This window comes from Mesorhizobium sp. M1273 (genome assembly GCF_040318195.1).
Classification (GTDB): domain Bacteria; phylum Pseudomonadota; class Alphaproteobacteria; order Rhizobiales; family Rhizobiaceae; genus Mesorhizobium.
Window position 1 is genome coordinate 44130 of record NZ_JAMYLV010000010.1, and the last position, 22295, is coordinate 66424.

Genomic DNA, 22295 nt, shown 5'->3' on the forward strand with positions numbered 1-22295 from the left:
GGCCTCGCTAGATCGTCTCCGCCTTGGTGAACTTGATCTCGCTGATGCCGCGTCGTCCGCCTTCGGCGCGGACCATCTGGACGACCACCGGAATGACCTCGCGCAAGTAGTCGAGGATTTCGCCTCGTGAGAGGCCCGAACTGCCCTGCATGACCATCAGCGCCAGCCGCTCGTAGGCGGACCGGGCGGAATTGGCATGAACGGTGGTGAGCGAACCAGGATGGCCAGTGTTGATCGCCTGGAGAAATGCGAAGGTTTCAGCGCCGCGCAACTCGCCCAACAGCAGTCGGTCGGGCCGCATGCGAAGCGAGGCCTCGAGCAGCTGTTGGGCGGAGACTTTGGCAAGGCCCTGGTCGCCCTTTGAGGCTATCAGGGTGACGTTGTTGGGAGCCGGCAGCCGCAGTTCGCGGGTGTCTTCGATCGTGATGACCCGTTCATGGGCCGGGATCTCCTTCAGGAGCGCATTCAAAAACGTCGTCTTGCCGGTCGACGTACCGCCTGAAACGACGATGGAGACACGGTTGCGCACCGCATATTGCAGGAAGTCCATCGGCGACGTGTCATGGAGCATTTCGACAAGTCGCTTTTCTTCGGCCGACAGCGCCAGGCCGCTGCCCATCGCCGTGTTCTCGAAGGCGCCGAGATCTTTGTAGGCATCAAGGCTCATATCCATGATGACCTGCTTGCGGATTGAGATCGCCCCCCCTTCGGGGGCTGCCGGCGGCAAGATGCATTGGATGCGCTCGCCCGAGGGCAAAGCAGCCGACAGGACCGGCTTTTCTTCGTTGATGACCTGATTTGTCGCCGAGGCAACGCCAGTCGAGATGTTTCGGATCCAGCCGGGCGTGACCTCGCGCTTGACGACGTGCTCCATTTCCTTCGCGCCGAGGCGTTCGATGAACAATTCACCGGGCCTGTTGATTGCAATCTCGGACACCGCATCTTCGTTCAAATAGGACCATATCGGCTCCAGATGAGCCCGCAGGACCGGGGCTCTGGCCCAAGGGTCGGGGAGGGGATGCACGGCATTCATTTCACCGGGCTCCCATAGCCGGGATAGAAATGATCCTTTGGCGTCTTGTAGAGAGGCGTCGGATCGATCGCCATCTTCGGTCGCCCACCCGCCTTCAGGCGCGCCACTTCTTCCTGGACGGGATCAGCATACAAATCCGAGAAATCGAGATCTCGCCGCACCAGCACGACAATCGATGTGCCCTGGTCGACGTAGACTGTCGGGCCGATGTTCTGCGTGTCGCGAAACGCCTCCTGCGCGAGTTGCTGCAAGGCGGTCGATGACTTGTCGAAAGCGATGCCGCGGGCGTCGCGCTGCGAGCCATTGCCGCCATAAGTTACGGTCGTGGTCTCACCGGTCACGGGATCGACCGTCGACACCTGGCGCTGTTGTCCGTTCTGGCCGCTATCGCCAAGCGAGGACAGATATTCAGAGACACCGCCAACGACGGAAAGCATGATCGCGTTGCCGTAGCGTTCAAGCCAGTGTGTATCGACACGGCCGCCCATGCCACCGCGGCCGAGCGCGTCTGCCCCAGGCGACTTGATATCGACGGAAATGCCGTCCGAGCGGATGACCCTGCTCCAGACGATGAAAACACGCTTTTGACCGCGCGCAAGCCCCGAGCGGTATTCTCCGGTCAGGCGCGAGCCCTTCGGAATGAGGATCCGCCTGCCGTCGAGCGAGAAGACATCCTCACGCACGACCGCGCGCACGGCACCGGGTAGGTCGGTGTTGATCGCGGTTTCCAAATAGCCGCGAATGATCGTTCCCTCTGAGATCAACGCATCGGTGCGTCGGAATGCCCTGGCTTTGACGATGCTGGAAGAACTTGCCTCAGACTGCGCCAGGAATGCCTTGTTGGGGTCACTGTCGGCGCCGGGGACCGGGATGATCTGACCGTCGGGCGCGATTTCGACCTGTGCCGCCTGGGCGCCGGCATCCGTCGAGCCGGTTTGATCATTCGTCACCATCTGGCTCGACCGCAGGCGTTCCCACACCGCTTTTTCGCGCTCGGCCGCCTCCGCTTTACGACGAGCCTCGTCCTCGGCCGCCGCCTTGCGTCGGGCTTCTTCCGCCTCGGCCTTGCGGCGTGCCTCCTCGGCCGCCATTTGCGCCTCCAGCGTGCGTCGCTGCGCATCAAGGTTGGCGCCCTCCTGAACGGTCTGATCGACATTATCGGCTTGTTGCGTGCCGTTCTGGACGTCAGCCGGTGGCGGCACCACGATCTGGTCGATCGTGCCGTCGGCAGGTTGCGGCGGCTCGTTCAACGTCGGCGCGCGGAACTCGGGCGGGTTGAAGTTTTCCTCGCCATCGCTGCGAACATCGCGCGATACAGGCTCCCTGGGCCAGTTCAGCCATATCAGCGCGCCTACGAGCACTACGCCGAGGCCGACCAGGGCGATCCTGGTACCCACGCCCGCACCACGGCGCGCGACCGTCGGGCTGCCGTCCAGTTGGTTATAATCGATCTGGGTCATCACCGCCCTCCGCTGGATCCGAACAGGGTGGAACCACCCGTCAGTTTCGTTGGACCGTAGACCTGCTCGACTGGATCGATAGCGTTGGGTCGCGCCCGGTTGTAGAGGCAGAGCGTCTTGCCATCGGCCCGCAAGGTGAATTGCCGTGCGACCTTGTCGATGACTGTGTATTTGCCCTGAGTACGAACGTTGACCAGCGACTCATGGCGCTTGTCGTCGACAACGAAAATCGCCGGAATGTCGCCCTTGAACTCCAGAAACAGCTTGGTGCCGTCGTCGAATACGGTGCGCGGCTTCAGGCTGTCGTCGCCCTTGTAGGCGTAGTCGTAATTGAGATCGGCATAGTTCAGGTCCTTCAAATCCGGATCGGTTGCGCTCTCCTTGGCCTGTGAGAGCAGGCGCGCGTTGATATCCTCGTCCGGGTATTTGAACCGGACCTGGAAGGATGCCCGGTCACGGCTATTGTCAGTGGCCTGCAGCAGCAGGGAATAGACGCGCCGGTTGGTGACCACGTTGACGTTGGTCCAGGCGTCGCGCTCCAGCGGCTTGACGAACAGAAACCGCGATCCGCGTTTGGGGATGATCGACCAGCCTTTCGTGTCGCCAGCCGACACGGTTTCGATGACTTCGGTCGGACTGAGTTCGACCATCGTGGAAATCCCAAGAGCGGCGCGCACCGACGTCACGTCGTCATTGTTGAAGGTGACATATCGGATGCGGCCGTCGCGTGCGGCCGCGCTGTGCATCGCGCCGAGCAGAAGGGCGGCCGATAGGACGAGGCCCGCGCGCCGTCTCATTGCAGGCTCCCCGCGGCCGGGGCCGATTCCTGGTCGCGGCGGTAATCCGTAACCTGAAATCCCAACGGGTTGTCGAAACGCCATTCGTTCTTGAGCGGCGTTGAGGTGTAGCGGAATTTTATCACCGCCACCCAATTGTCGGCTGTGGACGAATTGTCCCGCCGCGTCGTCGTGGCAAAGCGCACCGAGGCTGTGTTGCGATTGAGCAGGGAAACCGACTTGATCTCGACCGAGACAGTGACATTGCGGCCAAAAATCTTGTCCAGCGATTGTGGGTTTGCTGGCGTATAAAGCCATGTCAAATCCTTGGACGCGGCGTCGGTCGAGTAGAGCTGTGCCAGGTCGTAATTCTGTTTCAGTTCACGGGAGTCGTAGGTTTCGCGGGCCCTGATGTAGCGCACCAGATTGGCGGCCGTGACGGCCTCGTTCTGCGACAAATCTCCAGGCTTCAGCGCGCGCATGATCTCGAGGTAGCCCGTCGATTTGTCGACCTCGACAACATATGGTTCGAACTGCCGGAGCGGCAGGATCAGCACGAGCGCCAGCAGCGACAGCACCGCAACCAGTCCGGAAACGCAGCTGACGATCCAGGCCAATGTACGCGATCGACGCATTGACCTGTGCGTGTCGTCTTCCCAGGTCGCGCCCGCCCTGTAATAGCGCTTGTCGACGAGTTCGCTGCTGCTGTTAGCAGCTGTTTCCATTGGAATTGCCACTTTACTATTGCCTCGTTTTCGCGACGCATCTGATCCAGCACCGCGATCGGTGATCATTGTGTGGTCTAGCCCAGAGGCCTGGAGTTATCGCGCGCACCTTGCTGGATAGCGGTCCGGGTTGCGGCATCCGCCCTGGCTGCTCGCGAAGATCGAAAACTGTTTGTCGCGAGCTGCCGGGCGCCCCGAGCGGCGCGGGCTGCGGCCCATCGCGCGCCGGAGTAGCGCACGGCATTCCTGCCGAACGTCCCATATGAGTAGCGAGCGCCCATGGTGCTGAGATACCCGCCGCCATTCAGGATCGAAGCAATCGAGGGTATCTGCATGAGAACGTAGATGCCGATGATCGTCACCAGCACCAAGGGCAACACCAGCGACATTTTGCTGTCCATGGTCGCTCCGCTGGACGTGGCGGTGTTCAGCGCCGCATTGACGAGCGAGAAGTAGAAACCGAGAAAGCCGTAGATCAGAATTTGCTGGATCATCAGAAAGGTGGTCAGCGAAAGAAAGCCTTCGCTCATGCGTGAGGACCATCGGTAAAGCCAAAGGATGATCCATATCGGCGCCAAGGCCAGCGTGATGAACAACATCACTTTGGCGGCGATGATCGCGGCAATGGCAAGCGCTGCGAAGATGATGGCAGACAGCAGGACGAGCAGCGACAAGAGCGCACCAAAAATGTCATAGAAGGATCCGCTGTAGACCTGATTGGCGACGTCCTGGGCCCCTTGGTACAGATTGTCGATCAGCGCTGGAATTGCCGCCTGGTCGCTAAGCTGATTGCCGGTGGCCCGCGACACGGCGCCGACGATCACCTTACCGACCTCGTCTGGAATGCTTTGCACGAGCTGATAGATCGTTGACGAAAATGTGCCCCATCCGGTCAGCAGCAGATAGATGATGACGGCGCGGCCGAGGCGATAGGCCGCTTCGATTGGCGAAATCGACTCACGCCCGCTCAGGATCGAATAGCCCCACCACAAGATATAGAGGGTCAGCATGAGGGTGAAGACGTTGCCCATCGCATTACCCAACTGCATATAGACGGTGCGAACGAAGTCCTCGCCGATGTTGTCAATGCCACCGAGGATGCTTGCGGCGAGACCGTTCATGGATCCTCATCAATGATGCTGGCGAACGGCGTTGAATTGACCGGCTTTAGCGCGCCGCATTCGTCGGCGTGGGCATACGCCAAAGGCCCGCACGGAGCTTTCAGTTCGCGATTTGCGCATCCAAAAAGCCCTGCGCCGAGCCCAATCACAACGCATATGCGCAGGACTCGCCCCGACAAGCGTTCAGCCCCCGCTCTTGCCGAATTCCGCGAACGGATTGACGGTGCGCGGTGTCATCATCTTCTGCACCTGGCTCTGGCGAAGAAGATCTCCCTTCAGCTTCTCATTCAGGGCCGCGACCGCGCCGTTCTGGACGCCGATCAGTTCGTTGACCGCACGCGCGTTTTCCAGCTGCATTCGCGTGTTCTGGTCCACCGAACCCTTGACGTCCTGCGACTGCCCGATCTGGCCGCTCGCTGACTGCAGAGACTGTTGGCGCTGGGTAACGCCCTGCGAAGCCTGCGAGGTCAATGCGCTTAGCAGCGAGGCCACATTGACGCTGCCGCCATAGGCGGTGTTGACGGCGCTCGTCTCCTTGCCGGCAATCTGCTGGAGCTGCTTCACCAGCTGGAGCCCATTGATGACCGCGCCGGCGATTTTCTGGATTTCGGGCGAAAGGCCGCCAAACGAAAGAGCCCCGCCGTTCAGGATCGATCCGAACGACGGCGCCTGGGCAATTGACATATTGCCGCCAAGGCCCATCTGCCCGATCCCGAGCGAACCGTCACGACTGCCGCTGAGAGCCTGCAGGATCTCCTCGCTCTTTTTCAGGATATCCTTGTTCGAATCCATGATGGAGTTGGTGTTGTCCGCATTCTTGCGGGCGACATCGAGATTGGCGCCATCAATGACGGCAATCTGTGCGTGGGCCGTGCTTGCCCAAAGCGCCAGACTGGCAGCAATCGCGAATTTTTTCATGTCAGCCTCCTATTGCTGTAGAGAATTGATCACGCTGGCAGCGCCGGCAGGATCACTGGTGATGATCATCGAGCGGCTGTCGGCCGAGCTTGCCCCCGCGTTCTCAAGTGCGCATGGTAGCCACCGGCCGCGATCGATCCTCAACCGCTCCAATTCCGCGGGATCACAAGAGAACGGGTTTGGAGAGCCGCTCTTCGGCTGTTGCACCAGCTTGGACGACTGCGATGCCTGAACATTCTGCAACGATAGAAGTTGGGCCAGCAACGTCGTAAAATCCCCCGCCTGGGCGAGGTACTGGTTGGTGACATCGGCGTTGATCCCACGAGCCGACGAGTTCAGCTCCCAGGCGTCCTTGTATTCGGTCACCTGGCCAACGTTGCCCGCCAGCGCGTCGATTGCCGCGCCGTTGGCGCCGATCTGCGATGAGCTTGCATCAAGGCCGCCAGCCGCCTTCCTCACCGTGCCCATGGCCGCGTCCTGAGCCGTGCCGCCTGCGCCGTCGGCCGTTACGATCGAGAATGGCGGCGGCGCGGCGGCCGGAGCCTTGCCGCTCGACACATAGTCGTTGAAGTAGCTGTACCAGCGGCCGACGCCGCCGGCCCATTGGTTCTGCTCGCCTGCGTTCGATCCGTTGTAGAAGGAGGCGAGACAGCTGTAGTTCGTCGCCCCGCATTGCTTCACGCCCATTCCGAGGTATTTGACGCCGCCTTCGACATTTTGCTCGTTCACGTCGCGGTCCAGTCCCATGGACTTGCCGGTGCCCTTGGTCAGCTGCATGACGCCTTTGACGCCGGTGTGGCTCCCGGCGCATGTGTCGAAGCGCGATTCCTGATAGGCGACGGACAGTGCTAGGCCTTCGGGCACGCCGTATTTTTGCGAATAATAGCGGATCATCTTCACGTTGCCCGCGTCGCGCTGCAACGCTTCGGCAGGCGACCGGCGAAACATCTGTGAGCGGTATTTGTTCGAATAAGTGCAGACGACGCTTTTCTTCTTGTCGGTTTCGTCCTTCTTGGCCTCATCCGACTTCGTGCTGTGCTGCTCGTCCTCTTGCCGCTTCTCGAGGTTCGGCCCGTCGATCACCGCGATCTGAGCGACCGCCACGCTCATGCTTTCCGCCGTAGCGAGAGCCATGACCAGACAAGCGCTGCTAAGCCGCTTCGTCATGCTCGTTCTCCCATCCGCAGAAGTATGGCAGCCACATCTCTGGCTCGTCGCCGAAGGTCTCCCGGAGCCGTGCGCATTCCTTGCTGTTGGCTTCGTTCGAGGACAGGACCTTGATGAGATCGGGCATCGCCGACAAATCGAGCTTGGCCACGATCGAGTCGCTGTCGTGCTTGACGAGGAAGGTGCGCGTCTCTTTCGCGGTTCGGCGCACGAACTCGAATTCCTTCGCTGTCAGCGAGAAGCGTTCCATGTAGGATTCTTTGCTCGCCTTCGGGTTGGGGAAGAAAATGTTGGTCTTCGTTTGCTCGATCAGTGACGACGAGATGGAGGAATTGACGACGTCTTCCGCTGTCTGCGTGCCGAAGCCCACCACGCCGTTGCGGCGACGAATGGTCTTCAGTGTCTCGTTGATGAAAGCGGCGAAAACCTCGTCGTCGAGCAGCTTCCAGCCTTCATCGAGGAAGAGCATGATCGGCGAGCCGTCGATGACATCCTCGAGACGATGGAAGATGTAGAGCAACGCCGCCGAGCGCAGCTTTCGGTCGCCCAGGATCCTGGTCATGTCGAAGCCGACGACGGGTTTCGAGAAATCGACCAGATCGACGGGATTGTTGAAAAGCCAGCCCTTGTCCTTCGGGTCGAGCCAGGGCTGTATCCGCGCGGCCAGATCGTTCATGCCGGGCATGAGCGAGCCGCGCAGCACTTCCGGCAGCAGGTCGAAGGTGCGCTGTTCGCGCGGGATCTTGTAGATCATGTCGACGGCGGCGTTGATGACGCGCATCTCCGCCACATCAAGCGTGCCGCCTTCCGGGGTCAGAATGTAGAGGAGCAAATCTTCCAGGAAAGAACGGTTTTCTGCCGTGTCATCAAGCTGCAATGGCGCGAACCCGGTCGGCTGAGAAGGTTCCATCACCTCGTAGCGACCGCCGAGCGCCCGAACGAAAATTTCAGCGCCGCGCATGTAGTCGAAATAGACACATCGCGGCCGCGGCATGATGCGCATGGCTTGCGCCATCAGGAACGACAGCACGACGGTCTTGCCCGAGCCGGTCGGGCCGAACACCGTGAAGTGCCCGACATCGTGAACGTGGAAATTGAAATAGTAGGCAGTCTGGCTGGTCGTCTCGAGCAAGGCGATGGGCCGTTTCCAATGCAGCCGCTCACGTTGGCCGGACGGGAAATTGTGTCCTGAAAAAAGGCCGGCGAAGTTAAGAGACGAGATCAACGCACGTCGCGCGATGTAGCTGAAATTTCCCGGCAACTGCGCCCAGAAGGCCAGTTCCGTGTTCAGTGTCTCGCGTACCGGCACGATCGACATGCGCGAAAGCTCCGCCGTGATGTCGGATAGCGCACGGTTGAGGCCATTCATGTCCGATGCCAATGCCATGACGCTCATGTGATGTTGTCCGAAGACGACTTCGCCGCCAGCCAGCTTGTCGGCGCCGTCGTGGACGGACTCCTCGACCGTCGTGCCCGCCTCGTCGGAGCCTTCAACCTGGTTCGCGATGGTGTTGATCCTGCGCATCGCGGTTACACGGTCTTCGATCGCGAAACTCTGCGTCAGGACAAACTCATGTGGCAGGCGCAAGAGACCGTCCAATGAGCCCGGAGCGGTGAACGGTGGGTATTCCTTGATCGACACCATGGCGCCGAGCTTGCCGGCGTCCGGCCCGCGAAGTTCCAGCGCGGACTTGCCGAAAAACAGCTGTCGTGTCGCCAGCACATCGCCAAGGCTCATGCGCGGCAAAGGCATTTCCACGTCGACGCCGCCGGCGAGGATCTTCGCCAAGAATTCCGCCGGCTCGGAAAAGAAGCTTTCGCGGCGTTTTACGACGCCGAGAAGACGCGCACCATAAGCCGTGAAATCCTTGACGACGCCGTCGAGAACGTCACGCAATTCGGCCATCGCCTCTTCGCGGGTTTCCTCGCCCGCGGTACTTATGCGAAACGCATTGAGCGCCTTGTCCACCCAGCCGACGCGGCCGACCATCGGTCGGCGTATGACAGTCAGATACGCCTCGTTGACGAAAAGGTTTTTCGCCCCAAGCTCATCCATGTAGCGGGCGTCGAGCTCGGCCACGAAAGGATTGTCAAAGTCGCCTTCGATCTCAGGCGTCACGTGGCGGCGGATGATCGTCGTGTAGACCGCAAAGCGAGACGTCGAGAGATTGCGGAACGTCGTGTTGCGGTTGAACATACGGCTGTTCAACTCGGCCTGGTCCATCGTCTGGAACGGCAGGCCACTAAGCTGGATGACGCCGACAAGAAAGCCGCTCTTCGTCACGATCAGATTGTCATCGGCATGGCGAAGGTAAGGGATGTGCATCGCCGCGGGCTTTTCGCGGCGGCGCTCACGGCCAAATTTCAGGTCGGCATCGAGGCTCATGGCGAATAGCTCCTCGCCCCCCAGAAAGTAAGGTTTGCCACCGCTCCGCGTTTGGAGACGCGCCGCTCGAAAATATGAAACATGTAGGGGTCGCGCTGGCACAGATATGCGCTGACCAGATGCACTACGCCGAACACGCCAAGGCCGAGCATGAAGCTGCTCGTGGCGATAAAACCGATCACCGCCAGGATGCCGTTCAGGGCAAAAACCTCATATCGCACCCCCCATTTCATCGGGGGGCGTGTCAGTGGCAGGCTGACCGGCTCGACATAGACTTCCTCGTCGTCCATGTCTCAGCTGCCTCCAGCGGTCGCGCGAACCGCATCCACCAGTTGGGCAGCGCCGAAGATGAGAGCGATGCCAATGATGATGGAAAAAGCCATCATCCACGCCAGCCGGCCCGTCATGGCGAGGAAGCCGAGAAAACAGACCGCGATGATGGCGAATGAGCGCGCGATGTTGCCCTGCAGAACTCCGACGAACCACTCCAGCACGTTTTCGACTGGCGCCGCCGACTGGGCATACGCAGTGGCTGGCGCGAGAGCTATTCCGACCGCCGAGGCCAAGGCCAGTTTCAGGGCAAATTTGCCCGCTTTCCTGTATTCCACCCTTGGCTCCTTTCAGTTGCCGAGATCCATGACATGACCATCCTGCCAAGCGTCCTCGCTTGCTGGCGGAGCGGCCGCGAGCGTCTCGGATTTGGTCAGGGCGGACTTCTTCACCACACCGCCGAACTTCCAGCGGTTCAGTATTTTCACGATGTATTCCGCCGTCTCCGGATTCACCGGAATGCCCTGCGCCTTGTAGACGCTGTTGGGCCCGGAGTTGTATGCCGCCAGCATCAGCAGCGGATCCCCGAATTCGTCATAGAGTGACTTCAGGTAGCGAAGGCCAGCCCGGACATTTGCCTGTGTATCGCAACGGTCGCTGACCCCTAGATCGGCCGCCGTGCCTGGCATCAGCTGCATGATTCCCAGGGCTCCGGCTTTTGAGGGACCCTGACTGGAGCCGAGATCGCTTTCGGCCCATGCAATTGTCTCGGCCAGATCGGCGTCGAAGCCTTCCTCTTGCGCGATTGAACGCACAAGTCGGGAGACCTCGGTCCGATTTACGGTCTTACACTCCCCCGGCCTTTGCGCCCCGGCCGCGGCAAGACCTTGCGCCGGCGTTGCAAAGGCGATTGCCACGCGGTCTGATGCCAGGTCCCGGCCGTGCGCTTGCAACGGCAACGTGGCGCCAAAGAGCGTGAGCAGAAGAGCGGATCGAGTGTTCATACTGTCGCCAAAATTTAACACTTTACTATGGCTACACGCAGCCCTAGTAAAGTGTCAACACGATATCGATCACAAGGACGGATTTCGATGAAACAGACGGCCCTTTGCACGGTCTTGCTGCTCCAGGGCACCCTGGCTTATGCTGCTGGCGCCGACGCCCCGAGCGCCTTCGCACAGCCGTCGGAGCACTATCTGCTCCAGTTTGCGAAGCCGGGCGAAAAGGTGTTCGTCTATGAACGCTACGATGGGAAAGGCGCGCTCTTTCAGCGCGACGCGGCCGCTCTCATCGGGCCAGTTAAAGTGCCGTCGGCGACCGAGCGCGTCGTCAACGGCGTGACGTACCGGCTGCGCGGCCTTGCCGCCTGCCCAAAACCGAAGATTGCTTACAAGACGCAGCAGTGGGACTGCACGAAAGCCGCGCAGGACTACGAAGAGGCGATCTACAACGATCGTGCATCCGTCGTGCTTTGCAAAACACTCGTGCTGCAAAGCAGGAAGGGTGAACCCGACGCTGTCTCGTGCTTCTCGCTCGTGGGTGCGGGTAACGCAAACGACCCGTACAACGTCGCCTACGACGACGACGAAATGGTTTTTTTCGACATGGCGGCGATCGGACGCAACAAGGACGGCAAGTCGCTGCGCCCGGATCTCGAGCATTCCGCCGAACTCGGTGGACAGTTCCAGGAATGAAGCGGGCGAGCTTCGCAGTGCTGGCCGCATTTCGGTTGTGTGCATCGGCACAGGCCCAGGATGCATCGGAGTCTGCCGTGCCGCTCGCGGTATCGAAATCAGCTCAACTGCTGACTGGAGATACATGGCGTGACGGAGATCACCTTTTCCGCCTCTATGGCGTCCAGTCATGTCTTCGAGGCACATCAGCCGAAGAGCCAAGTGGGAACAAAATCGATTGCGGGAACACCTCGCTGGCGCATCTGGCAGCGCTGTTCGACAGCGCGGCGGTTACGTGCCAGCCAATCGGCCACGCCCTGGACAAGGCGGTTTTTGTCGTGTGCGGTGCGCAGCTCAATGGCGAAACAATTGACGTTGGCACCGCGCTCATAGCGACCGGATATGCGTTTGCCGCAACGACAGCAAAGGGCAAAGCCGTCAATGAGAACTACCTCGTCGCGGAAATCAACGCTAAGATGAAACGTGCGGGTTTGTGGGGCACGACGTTTCAGCATCCTGTGCAGCTGCTGCTAAACAAGCGTTCGGAGAGACAACAATGAAGCACGACGATGATGCGCACAGATATTACTATCCCGTGGAAGGACGCACTGACGGCGCCATCGGCGATGCTGTCGCTTTCATCGCGATCATCTTGGTGCCGGCAGGAATCTATGCGGCCTGGAATACCGTGGCCTCATGGATTTCAGCGCTCTTCTCCTAGGACTGCAGTTTCGCAAAAGAACCGAGCAACGCGCGAAAATCGTCGACATCAACCTCGCACCAGTCGTTCCCCAACAACCGCCGGAAATAAGCTGCCTTCATTTTCATCTCAACGACATCGGCCACCGGCGCAGCGGCGGCGCGCCGACGCGCGATAGCCTCCTCCGCCATGAACGAATCCAATCGCCGGCCGATCAGAGTCGCGTCCGGCCCTTCGGCCCTCAGCCATCGCTTGCCGAGACGTTCAACCATGGCGACTGCATGACGATGCGCCGCGAGCAGATTCGCGACCCCATCGGGCTCTTCCATCACTCCGTTGTTACAGACCACTTGAATGGGCATCGACCGGCTCCACGCGCATGACAATTCGTAAATGATACCTGGGGAGGCGAGAAAAATAGGGATGGGTTCATCCTCTGCTTCTCGGGCTCCCGAAGCCCTGGCTACCGCTACTTTTCGCTCATGCGGTCACACTACCCTGCCACCAGACAAACGTTTCAGATTGTAGTCGAAATTGCCCTTGGCCGGCGGTTTGCGAAACATCTCCCACGCAGCAACCGTGTTCAGCCTCTCCAGCGGGTCACCCGTCATCCGATCTTCTCCCGTGCCGGCCAAAATCGAGTTGATAAAAACGTTGATTGAGGACGAAGGCACGATAGGATACGAAGCCTAGCGAAACGGAACGAAACTAGAGCCTATAAGTTGTTGTTTAGGAACGGAAAGTTATTTCTCCCTCCGCCGAGAGACGGGAGTGATTTCAAAGAATTATTCAAACGACTGGCGGCGGCGGGTGCGGGTCGACTGTTGGCCAAAGACGGGTTTCCTGCTGGCCCATGGACGCCCGAGCTCCTTGCAGAGGCGATTTCACTGATTGATTCCAACCGGGTTGGGGTCGATCTGCGAACGGTGCAGCTTTGGTTTCAAGAGAACGAGAAGGGAATTAGCATTGCCAACATTCGTTGGCTGGCCAGGATTTTTGGATGCGATGATCCGGTCGCAACTAGCGAATGGCAGATTGAGCTTAGTGAGGCGCAATCGCGGTTATCGGCCAAGAGACGAGAATGGAGGAGGGCCGGAAGCAGCGTTGCACAGGAGATTCCAGATACGGCACCGACTGCGCCCTTCGATGACGAGACAGACTCCCCCGTAGAGCTGACACTGGATACTGACCCCAAGGGGCCGAGCCGGCGTTTTAGTTTGGCGAGGAAATCGGAGGCGTTTTTTAGTCGCGGATCTCCCCTGAATTTACCGACGTCGGTGTTTGCGGGCGTCACCGCTCTTGGGTTTTTGTCGTATCTTACGGGGATTCACAGCGTGACGTATGACCGGGCGGATGGCGTCGTCAAGCAGGTTGGGTTTCTTTGGACGGCGAATTGGACATTCGTCTTCATGGTATTTTTGCCACTGTTTTTTGCCTTCGTGACCGAGCTGGTGACCTTTTGGAAAGACGAAGGCCGCCCAAAGCTTGTAGCGCAGGGCGACAAGATGAAAAGCGATGATGCCTGGGCTCGCACCGTACAAGCTTCTTCGTATTCATATTGGGCGGTTTTTTTGATTTGTGTGGTGTTCGCCGGTCTTTTTCAGTGGATCGGCGTGTCTTTAATCCCGTTGCTCAAAGGTGGTGGCAACTATGCGACGGATTGGGGCTCGTTAGCGATTGTGCGCCCTGAGGTTATATCGGTGCCGGAAGCAATCGTTTTCACGGGGCTCGCTTACCTGTATATGTGCCTCTGTTTTTATCTGTTCTTCGTAGGCCTCATTTTGCTTTATACGGTGATCCATGATCTTTGGAGAATTGGAGAAGCAGCGAGTAATCGGCCGGAGGTGGATTATCAACACGAGCTCCATGAAGCCAGCCTCAGGGTTATGCGTGCGATTTTTCGGTGTACTGTTTTGGGGCTTCTGATCGCCATAGTCATGAAGCTCCAGAGTGCTTACCTGACATCGCGTGGAGAGAATATTGTGTCTTGGTTGGTCGGCGATATGTCTTCCGCCTTTTATGAGCGCAATGATGTGAGCGCCGGGATCATCTACCGTAGGCCGACCCATTACAGTAGCCTTCTTATCGCTATTTCGACCTGTGTTGTATTTCTGTACGGCTCCATCCGTTTAGGTGTCGAGCGTCGGTTTTGTATGTATTTGTGGAGGATGTCAGTGATCGTAGCGTTACTCGTGGCTAGCTATTTGCTGATCGATGCATTTTCTGGCTTTTCGATCCTTCTGGGCGTTGGAGTGCTGTTCGCAATATACGGCCTGTTTGATCCAGGGTTGGGGCGAGGGCAAGCGAGTAAGTTAGGAAACAATCAGAGTGTATCATAGTTGGCTTGATCGTTGGGATGAGCGGCGGGCGCGACGCGGTGAGGAAGGGAAGAAACCAACGGATTTCGCCCTTGACGCGGAACGCGCCTTTCCAGGTGCGAAGAAGATTAAAAGTATCGAGGAATTCTGTGCCCTTGCGGACCAGGCCGTAGCTGATCCAGCCTTTTTCGATGACCCGAATGTGAGTGATCAGGGGTTTGAAAGGCTAGATGGGTGGCTCAAATTTCCATCGGACATTTCTACTGATATCGAACAGAACAATGTCGTCTCGGCGAAAATCACAGAAAGCCGGTCGTTCGATCAGGCGTTGGTGATTTTTCACCATTGGAATGCAAGCTCCCGGAATCGTCAGATTGCCAATTTTTTCTCGCAGCGTGGCATCACGGTTGTCGAGATTGCTATGCCTTATCACTTCGAACGCAGCCGTCCCGGCTCCGTGCACGCCGACTATATGCTTAGCCCTAATCTCGGTCGAACGATCCAATCTGTAAGGCAGGCAGTGTTGGATGGGCGAAAACTCATACGTTGGTTGAAGATCGAAGGCTATCGAGAGATTTCGGTTCTCGGTATGAGCTTAGGCTCCTGGGTTGCGGGGATGGTCGCGGCGCACGACTCGGCTGTGTCAAAAGCCTCGTTGTTTCTGACGGCCGGGAGTCTAGCGGATATGGTTTGGACGGGTCGCGCGACACGATTGATACGTGATAGCCTTGAGCCTGAGATTGAGCTGACCGATCTCAGAAGGGCCTGGGGTCCACTTAACTTGGAGAATTACGCACATAGTTTGGCGCGGCCTGATCTCGATCTTCATGTCGTGTTGGCTAAGAGAGACAAAGTGGTGTTGCCAGAGCTATCGGAGAGGTTCATGCAGAGGCTGAAGGACGCCGGAGCTAGCCCAAATATTTTGAAATTAAACTGTGGTCACTATTCGCTCGCCATGCCGCCTTACACTTTATTGGCCGGTTTGAGCTTGAAACGGTTTCTGTCGCGTGCTGACAAGTCGGCCCGGCGAGCATGAGTTTGGCTTTGGCCGGTCGTCATCCATGTCAAAGTCCTGTTATCATTCTTGCCGCTAACAGCCGACGCTGACAGCAGCGGCCCGACAGCCGCGGCGGGGGGGCGCTAGTCGGCCACCGGGCCTGACCGGCAGGGCAAAGGAGCGACGCCGGCGCTGGGCGAATTATGGCCCTTTAGGAACACTCGTGGGGGGCGAGGTGTCGGCTCTGCCAGGCGGGTTCTTTTCGGAAAAGAGGAAGGTCGCCGGATCAAGTTTCAACGCCTTGGCGATCGCCGCAATCGTGTCCACGCTGATATTGCCACTCGCGCGTTCGAGTTTCATGTATGTCGCCTCCGCCACGCCGATGAGCTCGGCCATCTCATAGCGGTGCAAATTACGTCGTTGTCGCTCAAAATCGATGATGTGCGCCAGCCGCTTGCGGATCGCATTGTCGTCCAACCGATGCGCCCAATCCGGAACTTTCTTACTGCCGGCGAGCAGTCCTGCGAAAGACACTTGCAAGCCGTTTGCCATGATCTGTAGCGTCGTCAATGTGACATTATTTTTCTGACGCACAGTCTGAATGTACGTTCGGTAGGCGAGTTTTTCGCCGTCGGCGGTCCGAAACAGTTCGGCCATGTGCATATGGGATAGGCCGCGTCTGGCTCGCTCCCGCTCAAGGGTCAGGGCAATGTTGGCGCGCAACGGGTTGTTGACCACGCCTCCGTCGTCTCGTTTCATAAATCGATGTAGTCGCACAAACCTACCTTTTCGATCTGTCCTTTTTCGCGCCAATCATCCATAGTAAACTGTCAAATCTGCAGCGAGGAAAAGGCTATGACCATACTCAAATTTCTACTGGGGGGTGCCGTCGCCATCGCGGGCGCCGCAGCTCTTCCATCCCAATCAAAAGCGTCGGAATGGGGCTGTCAGGTCCTCCTATGTCTTTCCGGCGACTGGCAAGGCACCCCCTCGTGCCACCCGCCAATTTACAAGTTGATTGCGGCGATGGAAGCCCCGGGTTTCAATTGGCCGACCTGTCCGCAAGCCAACTCGAGCGCGGCGAGATTTGAGAAGTATGAGGATTGTCCGTCTGGCTGGCAAGCAGTTGGCAGCTCCGAATCCGATCGGCCGGGCTTAGGTCAAGAACGGAACATCTGCCGCCTCGCGGCTGATAGGCTCTCCTTGCCCGTCGTTTTCAAAAACAACGCCCTCGGCGGGCATCATGGAGACGGATCACGTCAGATCCAAATCGAAATCGACGGCAAGGCGGTTGCGGCAACAATCCAGACCGCGGGGAACGATCGAGGGCATTCCATTGGTAATGGCCCGACCTACTACACCATCCCTCGACCGATGCGCGGAAAGCCCTGGTTCATCGAGTATGATGACGCGAACGGCGTGCGCCAGAAAAGCTGGTTCAATCTCAACATGCCATAAGCCAGGCCATCACGTAGGACGAGGACTATGAGGGCCACAATTCAGGGAGGTTTGTAGTGTTCAAGGCGCTTCTGCTATCCACAATGATTATGAACACAGGCGCAGTGTTGACGGCGGCTGGTCAGAGCGACAAGCCGCGATCAAGTGTGGACAATCCTATGTGGCCCGCTTCACTGAAATGGGACTGCAGGACCGCTGCCAAAATCGTGTGTGAGCGTGGTGGCAGTTGCTCGGTGGCTGAGGACCACACGGGATTTGTGCTGAACTACGGCAGCAACGAGGCTGAGTTCCCGGCCAGTAATGTCAGGATCAAACGTCACTATCAACAGACCGTGCAGGCAAGCCCTTTGCAGCAGGAAGTCAAAGTCGAACTGGCCGACAACCGCGTTCTATGGCTGACGGCCGTGGATGCCAGCCGCACGTATTCGGAAGCGTGGGTCGGCGCACTAAGCGAGCTGAAGGGTGGCGCGGTACTGATGGAATCCGAGGGAGTCTATTGCATGCCGCACAAGTGAGTGCGCCGAGAGGACAGGCGAGCGAGGGCGATGTGGTCTGAGCGGGGCGCCGACCCCGGCGTTTAAGAAGTGTTCAGAGTCTTCCGCCCGATTTTATCGAGCGGTGAGGTGATGGTAAGTAATATCGATCTGTCGTATCGAGATGTAGAGCAGGAGTAACTGAAACGGCACTTCATCTTGCCCCTCTATGTGACTGACGAGGACGTGAGGCGCGCACCATGCGTACTTTGCATAACTGGGGAAATATTAATTATATAATATATCTTATGGAACGGCCGAGAAGGCCTTCGGCGCCAATGTAGCGATCCAGATGCGCAACCCAGCGACGAACGTGCAGGAAGTCATCGTGCCAAACGCCGGCCATTGGCTGATGGACGAAGCACCCGCGGCAACGATCGCTGCGGTGAAGGACTTCCTCGTACAGCACTAAGTCCGGCGGGTCGCTCGCTCGCTCAGACCAGCGCCCTTTCGAGGGGCTGTTCGAGGCACTGACCTTTGCAGGATATTGCGCGCTCTGAAGGATGCCATGGTCCGCGGATGGCGAGCGGCATCGCGAGCCCGGTCTGTGTGGCTGGCATCGGGAAGTATCGCCGATACTATCGTGCAATAGATCGTCAGGATGATGCTAGGGCCATGCCCATGACCAACACCTTTGTATCATTGTTTCAACTTCAATGACGCCAGATACCTAGAATAGAGCATCTGAGGAAAGTCCTCGAATCCGGGATGCCCGCCCCCACCTTTGAGGAGCCGAAAATGTCCGTAACCGTTTGGTCCACGTTCTCCCGCCGCTTCCGCCAACTGGCGGCCGGCCTCGCCGCCAGCCTGGTGCTGGGCGCTCTGCCGGCGCACGCGCGCGCGCCCTTCCCGGCTGACTTCCACAGCTCGCGGGTGGTAAACGCCGACGCGACGATCAACGTCCGCGTCGGCGGCCACGGGCCGGCGGTCGTGCTGATCCACGGCTTCGGCGAGACCGGCGACATGTGGTCGCCGATGGCAGCTGCGCTCGCGAAGGACCACACCGTCGTCGTGCCTGACCTGCGCGGCATGGGCCTCTCCTCGCACCCCGCCGGCGGCTACGACAAGTGGACGCAAGCTGGCGACATCCGCGCCGTTCTCGACAAGCTCGGCATCGACCGCGCCGACATTGTGGGCCACGACATTGGCGTGATGGTCGCATATGCCTACGCCACACGCTATCCGGACAAGACAAGCCGCCTGGTGGTAATTGACTCACCAGTACCCGGCATCCCGCCGTGGGATAAGATTGTGCGACTGCCTGCGTTGTGGCACTTCAACTTCGGCGGCCCGGACGCCGAGCGCCTAGTCGCCGGCCGCGAGCGCATCTACCTCGACCGCTTCTGGAACGAGTTCGCCGGCGATCCGTCGAAGATCGACAAGGCGACCCGCCGTCACTACGCCGCGATCTACGCCAAGCCCGGCGCGATGCATTCCGCGTTCGCCCAGTTCCTCGCAATCGACCAGAAGGACACGGCCGACAACCTCAAGGCTATGGAGACGAAGCTGACCATGCCGGTGCTCGCCATCGGCGCCGAGAAGGCTTTCGGCGCCAACGTAGCGATCCAGATGCGCAACGCGGCGACGAACGTGAAGGAAGTCATCATTCCAAATGCCGGCCACTGGTTGATGGACGAAGCGCCCGCGCCGACGATCGCCGCGGTGAAAGACTTCCTCGCGGCACACTGATGCCGGCGGCGCTCCTTCGCTCGGGACACAGCCCCTTTGCGGGGGCTGGGTCCAACCGGCGCCGCAGCCCCTCCGCTAGCAATGGGATTTGACGTGACGTCTGGCCGCTCCGTGCGGATTCAGGTCACCGTTTGGGAGTAACATATGAGCGCGCCGCCAAACATCGATCACGTCACCGCACATTCTGACAGCGACGTTCTGCACTGGCTGACAAACAACACGCACGACGAGCGCTTCCTTGACAATATTTTTGCTGAACTGTGTCTCCGGCTCCAGCGAGCGGGCATTCCGGTCAAGCGGGCGACGCTTTATGTCATGATCCTCCACCCGCAATGGATCGGCTCCCGGATCATGTGGGCCGACGGCCTGCGCGAGGCCGAGCTTAGGAGAGTTGACTACGATGTCAGGGAGCTTCCCGAATTCATCGGCAGCCCCGCCAATGAAATCAATGACGGGGCTTCCGAGGTGCGCGAGAATCTGGAGCGCGATCCCACGCTCGGCCGCAAGCACCCCGTCTACGACGCGTTGCGGGCAAAAGGCCTGACCGACTATGTGGCATGGCCGCTGTACCATACGCTCGGCAAGCGGCATATGGTGGCTTTTGCAACCGACCGGCCTGGCGGGTTCGATGACGCGGATGTCGCCAGCCTGTTGAAACTGCTGTCCGTTCTGGCGTTGGTCAGCGAAATCCGTATGAAGAACCGGCTGGCACGAACGCTGCTGGAAACTTATGTTGGGCCACATGCCGGCGAACTCGTCCTGGCGGGCGCCACCAGGCGCGGAAGCGGGACGACGGTACGCGCCGCCATCATGATCTGCGATCTGCGTGATTTCACCCGGATCTCCGACAACTGGCCGCGCGATGACGTGATTGATCTTCTCAACGGCTATTTCGAGGCGATGTCGGAGCCGATTGCGCGACATGGCGGGGAAATACTGAAGTTCATCGGCGACGGTCTGCTCGCAATTTTTCCGCTCGGCGATCCGTCCGCCTGTGCAAATCTGCTGCGTGCCGTGGCCGAAGCCAGTCAGGCAATAGTGGCTTTGAACGAAAGGAACCGCCAGACCGGTCGTGCGCCGCTGAACTACGGCACCGGTGTCCACGTCGGAGACGTCATGTATGGCAATATTGGGTCGCGGACCCGCCTCGACTTCACGGTCATCGGTCCGGCAGTCAACATGGCTTCGCGCCTCGAAACCCTCACCAAACAACTGGGGCGAACGGTGCTGGTGTCTAGCGCGTTCGCCGACTTGGTCAAACTCGATTTCGACCTCGAACGCGTCGGCGAATATCCGGTGCGCGGGTTCAGTGACCCAATCGAGGTGTTTGCGTATCACGGCTGATTGGAGGCCGCCCCCGGCGACCATTGCCGCGGTGAAGTGCTTCCTTCCAGCGCACCGCGTGTTGCGGAACTCGCCTGCAACTTCGTCAGAGCCAGGGCGATGTCACGATTCGTCAAGCTTGCCCCCTGGGTTGAACCCGTGATGGAATGGATGACGCTGGGAATGTCCCATCACACCTATCGGATGGCAGACGGGTTTCGCGGATCAAGCTCGGCTCCTGCAGGGGCATCACTGAGCCTTTTTACAGCCATGTTGGCGCGCGGCGGCCCAACCGAGTTTGAACATATTCTGAGCTTTGTGCTGAAGAAGGTTTGCAAAGGCGAGCCACATCGCCTTGAGTCCATGATATAGGAGATCGCTGATGATCCCGCCGCTGACCGGTGTCCCAATCCGTCTAAGCCTACGCAATGTACGCACTCGCGCCGTGCGCGTCCCCCTAACCTTTACGCTGGGGACGAGCGCCGCGATCATTCGAGCAGTGCCGATGCTGATGGTCGACCTCGAGACGGAAGAAGGCACCACCGGACGAACATATCTATTCTGCTATACGCCGTCGGGCGCTCGCGCCATTGCCGGGCATATCCAGGAAGCGGTGGATCTCGTGCGAGGTAAGCCAACGACGTCGCTTGATCTTGCTCTGCTGCTGCAACGGCGCTTTTCGCTGCTCGGTGTGACAGGCACCGTTAGGATGGCACTTTCGGCGATTGACATGGCATTCTGGGATGCGCTCGCCCAATCCTTCGGTCAACCGCTTGCCTGTCTCCTCGGTGGTTCTCTGAAGCCTCTGTCGGCCTACGACAGTCGGGGGCTCGGGTTGATGGCGCCAGCCGAACTCGCCGATGAGGCGGAGAGATTGCTAGCGAAGGGGCTGAAAGCGCTGAAGCTGCGCTTGGGCCATCCGTCGCTCGCCGAAGATCTGTCGGCGCTCGATGCCGTACGCCGTCGTGTCGGTTCGGCAGTCTCAATCGTGGTCGATTACAACCAAACCTTGACGACGGCCGAGGCTCTAAGGCGCGGACATGCCCTCGACGAACACGACATCCTCTGGCTTGAAGAACCGATCGCTCACGAGGATTACCGCAACTACGCCCGGCTCGCTCGAGAGCTTCGGACGCCCGTCCAGATCGGTGAAAATTTCAATGGCCCGACAAGTATGAGCCAAGCGCTCGAGGCCGTTGCCTGCGACTGCGTCATGCCGGACGTCGCCCGCATCGGCGGCGTTACCGGATGGATGCAGGCGGCGGCGATCGCGCGAGCCGCCGATGTCGAGATCTCGTCGCATCTGATGCCGGAGATCAGCGCACAGCTGCTGTGCGCTACCCCCGGAGCCCATTTCCTCGAATATGTCGATTGGGCAGACGCACTGCTAGAGGAGCCTTTGCAGATCCTGGACGGTATGGCTATCCCATCGAATCGACCCGGCGCCGGGCTTTCCTGGGACGAAAAGCGACTAGCAGTCTTGGAGATGCTGTAACGCTACCAGGTCGTCTCATTCCTCATCGGGCGTCTACGATTCAAAGCATCGAGCATCTGTCGTACAAAAACAGAGCGGCGGGCCAAGCCCACCGCTCTTTGTTGTCGCCCGAGCATTTTGCTGGAATTAGCGGTTGGCCGGACTGGGCCGGCACGTTGGCATTGGCGTCGGCCTCCACATTTCGGACTTCAGAATCGCGCCGGCCCGGCACGCAACGGTAAATTCGCAATTCATAGATCATGGCCATTACCTC

The 22295-nt window shown here is 59.2% G+C and carries 26 protein-coding genes; 11 read left to right on the plus strand and 15 right to left on the minus strand.

Features of this window, described 5'->3' with window-relative positions:
- Positions 1-7: 7 nt before the first annotated feature.
- The 11 genes from virB11 to NKH30_RS13250 form a co-directional block, all read right to left on the minus strand.
- Positions 8-1033 (minus strand): P-type DNA transfer ATPase VirB11, encoded by a 1026-nt coding sequence (gene virB11 / locus NKH30_RS13200; RefSeq protein ID WP_352980269.1) that lies wholly within the window; start codon positions 1031-1033, stop codon positions 8-10.
- Complete coding sequence (virB10, locus tag NKH30_RS13205) at positions 1030-2493, minus strand: type IV secretion system protein VirB10 (protein WP_352980268.1); 1464 nt, start codon at positions 2491-2493, stop codon at positions 1030-1032. The genes virB11 and virB10 overlap by 4 nt, the downstream gene beginning before the upstream one ends.
- A complete protein-coding gene (locus tag NKH30_RS13210; protein ID WP_023758693.1) occupies positions 2493-3290 on the minus strand; it encodes a TrbG/VirB9 family P-type conjugative transfer protein in 798 nt (265 codons plus the stop codon). The genes virB10 and NKH30_RS13210 overlap by 1 nt, the downstream gene beginning before the upstream one ends.
- Positions 3287-3994, minus strand: coding sequence for a VirB8 family type IV secretion system protein (locus NKH30_RS13215; RefSeq protein WP_352995709.1), 708 nt, complete (start codon positions 3992-3994; stop codon positions 3287-3289). The genes NKH30_RS13210 and NKH30_RS13215 overlap by 4 nt, the downstream gene beginning before the upstream one ends.
- A gap of 77 nt (positions 3995-4071) precedes the next feature.
- Positions 4072-5115, minus strand: a complete 1044-nt coding sequence (locus NKH30_RS13220) for a TrbL/VirB6 family protein (protein ID WP_352980267.1) — start codon at positions 5113-5115, stop codon at positions 4072-4074.
- 183 nt (positions 5116-5298) lie between these two features.
- Positions 5299-6033, minus strand: coding sequence for a type IV secretion system protein (locus tag NKH30_RS13225; RefSeq protein ID WP_023785080.1), 735 nt, complete (start codon positions 6031-6033; stop codon positions 5299-5301).
- Between the two features lie 9 nt (positions 6034-6042).
- Positions 6043-7200 carry a transglycosylase SLT domain-containing protein gene (locus tag NKH30_RS13230; RefSeq protein ID WP_352980266.1) on the minus strand — a complete coding sequence of 386 codons (1158 nt, stop codon included), beginning with the start codon at positions 7198-7200 and terminating at the stop codon, positions 6043-6045.
- Entirely contained in the window at positions 7184-9586 is a 2403-nt protein-coding gene (locus NKH30_RS13235; protein WP_352980265.1) for a VirB4 family type IV secretion/conjugal transfer ATPase, read from the minus strand. The genes NKH30_RS13230 and NKH30_RS13235 overlap by 17 nt, the downstream gene beginning before the upstream one ends.
- The gene (locus NKH30_RS13240; RefSeq protein ID WP_023720449.1) at positions 9583-9876 is read right to left on the minus strand and encodes a VirB3 family type IV secretion system protein; all 294 of its coding nucleotides are present in this window, start codon (positions 9874-9876) and stop codon (positions 9583-9585) included. The genes NKH30_RS13235 and NKH30_RS13240 overlap by 4 nt, the downstream gene beginning before the upstream one ends.
- Before the next feature lie 3 nt (positions 9877-9879).
- The gene (locus NKH30_RS13245; protein WP_023720448.1) at positions 9880-10194 is read right to left on the minus strand and encodes a TrbC/VirB2 family type IV secretion system protein; all 315 of its coding nucleotides are present in this window, start codon (positions 10192-10194) and stop codon (positions 9880-9882) included.
- A gap of 12 nt (positions 10195-10206) precedes the next feature.
- A complete protein-coding gene (locus tag NKH30_RS13250) occupies positions 10207-10860 on the minus strand; it encodes a lytic transglycosylase domain-containing protein (protein WP_352675910.1) in 654 nt (217 codons plus the stop codon).
- 87 nt (positions 10861-10947) lie between these two features.
- Between NKH30_RS13250 and NKH30_RS13255 the strand changes: the two genes are divergently transcribed.
- Genes NKH30_RS13255 through NKH30_RS13265 form a run of 3 tightly spaced genes read left to right on the plus strand, consistent with a single transcriptional unit; the run spans position 10948 to position 12250 of the window.
- Positions 10948-11550 (plus strand): hypothetical protein, encoded by a 603-nt coding sequence (locus tag NKH30_RS13255; protein ID WP_352656906.1) that lies wholly within the window; start codon positions 10948-10950, stop codon positions 11548-11550.
- Complete coding sequence (locus tag NKH30_RS13260) at positions 11547-12089, plus strand: thermonuclease family protein (protein WP_352980263.1); 543 nt, start codon at positions 11547-11549, stop codon at positions 12087-12089. Before NKH30_RS13255 ends, NKH30_RS13260 begins: the two co-directional genes overlap by 4 nt.
- Entirely contained in the window at positions 12086-12250 is a 165-nt protein-coding gene (locus NKH30_RS13265; RefSeq protein ID WP_352995711.1) for a hypothetical protein, read from the plus strand. The genes NKH30_RS13260 and NKH30_RS13265 overlap by 4 nt, the downstream gene beginning before the upstream one ends.
- Here the strand turns inward: NKH30_RS13265 and NKH30_RS13270 are convergent.
- Both NKH30_RS13270 and NKH30_RS13275 read right to left on the minus strand, forming a co-directional pair.
- Positions 12247-12591, minus strand: coding sequence for a hypothetical protein (locus tag NKH30_RS13270; protein WP_352980262.1), 345 nt, complete (start codon positions 12589-12591; stop codon positions 12247-12249). The genes NKH30_RS13265 and NKH30_RS13270 overlap by 4 nt on opposite strands.
- 126 nt (positions 12592-12717) lie before the next feature.
- The gene (locus NKH30_RS13275) at positions 12718-12840 is read right to left on the minus strand and encodes a hypothetical protein (RefSeq protein WP_023774995.1); all 123 of its coding nucleotides are present in this window, start codon (positions 12838-12840) and stop codon (positions 12718-12720) included.
- A gap of 114 nt (positions 12841-12954) precedes the next feature.
- Between NKH30_RS13275 and NKH30_RS13280 the strand changes: the two genes are divergently transcribed.
- Positions 12955-14568 (plus strand): RcgA family putative transporter, encoded by a 1614-nt coding sequence (locus NKH30_RS13280; protein WP_352675955.1) that lies wholly within the window; start codon positions 12955-12957, stop codon positions 14566-14568.
- Positions 14558-15583 carry an RcgR family putative quorum lactone hydrolase gene (locus NKH30_RS13285; RefSeq protein WP_352995713.1) on the plus strand — a complete coding sequence of 342 codons (1026 nt, stop codon included), beginning with the start codon at positions 14558-14560 and terminating at the stop codon, positions 15581-15583. Before NKH30_RS13280 ends, NKH30_RS13285 begins: the two co-directional genes overlap by 11 nt.
- Before the next feature lie 162 nt (positions 15584-15745).
- On the opposite strand, the gene NKH30_RS13290 is transcribed toward NKH30_RS13285, so the two are convergent.
- Entirely contained in the window at positions 15746-16282 is a 537-nt protein-coding gene (locus NKH30_RS13290; RefSeq protein ID WP_352995715.1) for a helix-turn-helix domain-containing protein, read from the minus strand.
- Positions 16283-16399: 117 nt separating this feature from the next.
- On the opposite strand from NKH30_RS13290, the gene NKH30_RS13295 reads away from it, so the two are divergent.
- The 6 genes from NKH30_RS13295 (at position 16400) to NKH30_RS13320 (ending at position 22042) form a co-directional block, all read left to right on the plus strand.
- Complete coding sequence (locus NKH30_RS13295; protein WP_352980259.1) at positions 16400-17002, plus strand: hypothetical protein; 603 nt, start codon at positions 16400-16402, stop codon at positions 17000-17002.
- Positions 17003-17058: 56 nt separating this feature from the next.
- A complete protein-coding gene (locus NKH30_RS13300; protein ID WP_352442704.1) occupies positions 17059-17517 on the plus strand; it encodes a hypothetical protein in 459 nt (152 codons plus the stop codon).
- 310 nt (positions 17518-17827) lie between these two features.
- Positions 17828-17947, plus strand: coding sequence for an alpha/beta fold hydrolase (locus tag NKH30_RS13305; RefSeq protein WP_352980258.1), 120 nt, complete (start codon positions 17828-17830; stop codon positions 17945-17947).
- 326 nt (positions 17948-18273) lie between these two features.
- Positions 18274-19224 (plus strand): alpha/beta fold hydrolase, encoded by a 951-nt coding sequence (locus NKH30_RS13310; protein WP_352980257.1) that lies wholly within the window; start codon positions 18274-18276, stop codon positions 19222-19224.
- 144 nt (positions 19225-19368) lie between these two features.
- Entirely contained in the window at positions 19369-20568 is a 1200-nt protein-coding gene (locus tag NKH30_RS13315) for an adenylate/guanylate cyclase domain-containing protein (RefSeq protein ID WP_352995717.1), read from the plus strand.
- 361 nt (positions 20569-20929) lie between these two features.
- On the plus strand, positions 20930-22042 hold the full coding sequence (locus NKH30_RS13320) for an enolase C-terminal domain-like protein (RefSeq protein ID WP_352995719.1): 1113 nt from the start codon (positions 20930-20932) through the stop codon (positions 22040-22042).
- 40 nt (positions 22043-22082) lie between these two features.
- Here NKH30_RS13320 and NKH30_RS13325 read toward each other — a convergent pair whose 3' ends face one another.
- Positions 22083-22283 (minus strand): hypothetical protein, encoded by a 201-nt coding sequence (locus tag NKH30_RS13325; RefSeq protein ID WP_352980253.1) that lies wholly within the window; start codon positions 22281-22283, stop codon positions 22083-22085.
- Positions 22284-22295 lie beyond the last annotated feature (12 nt).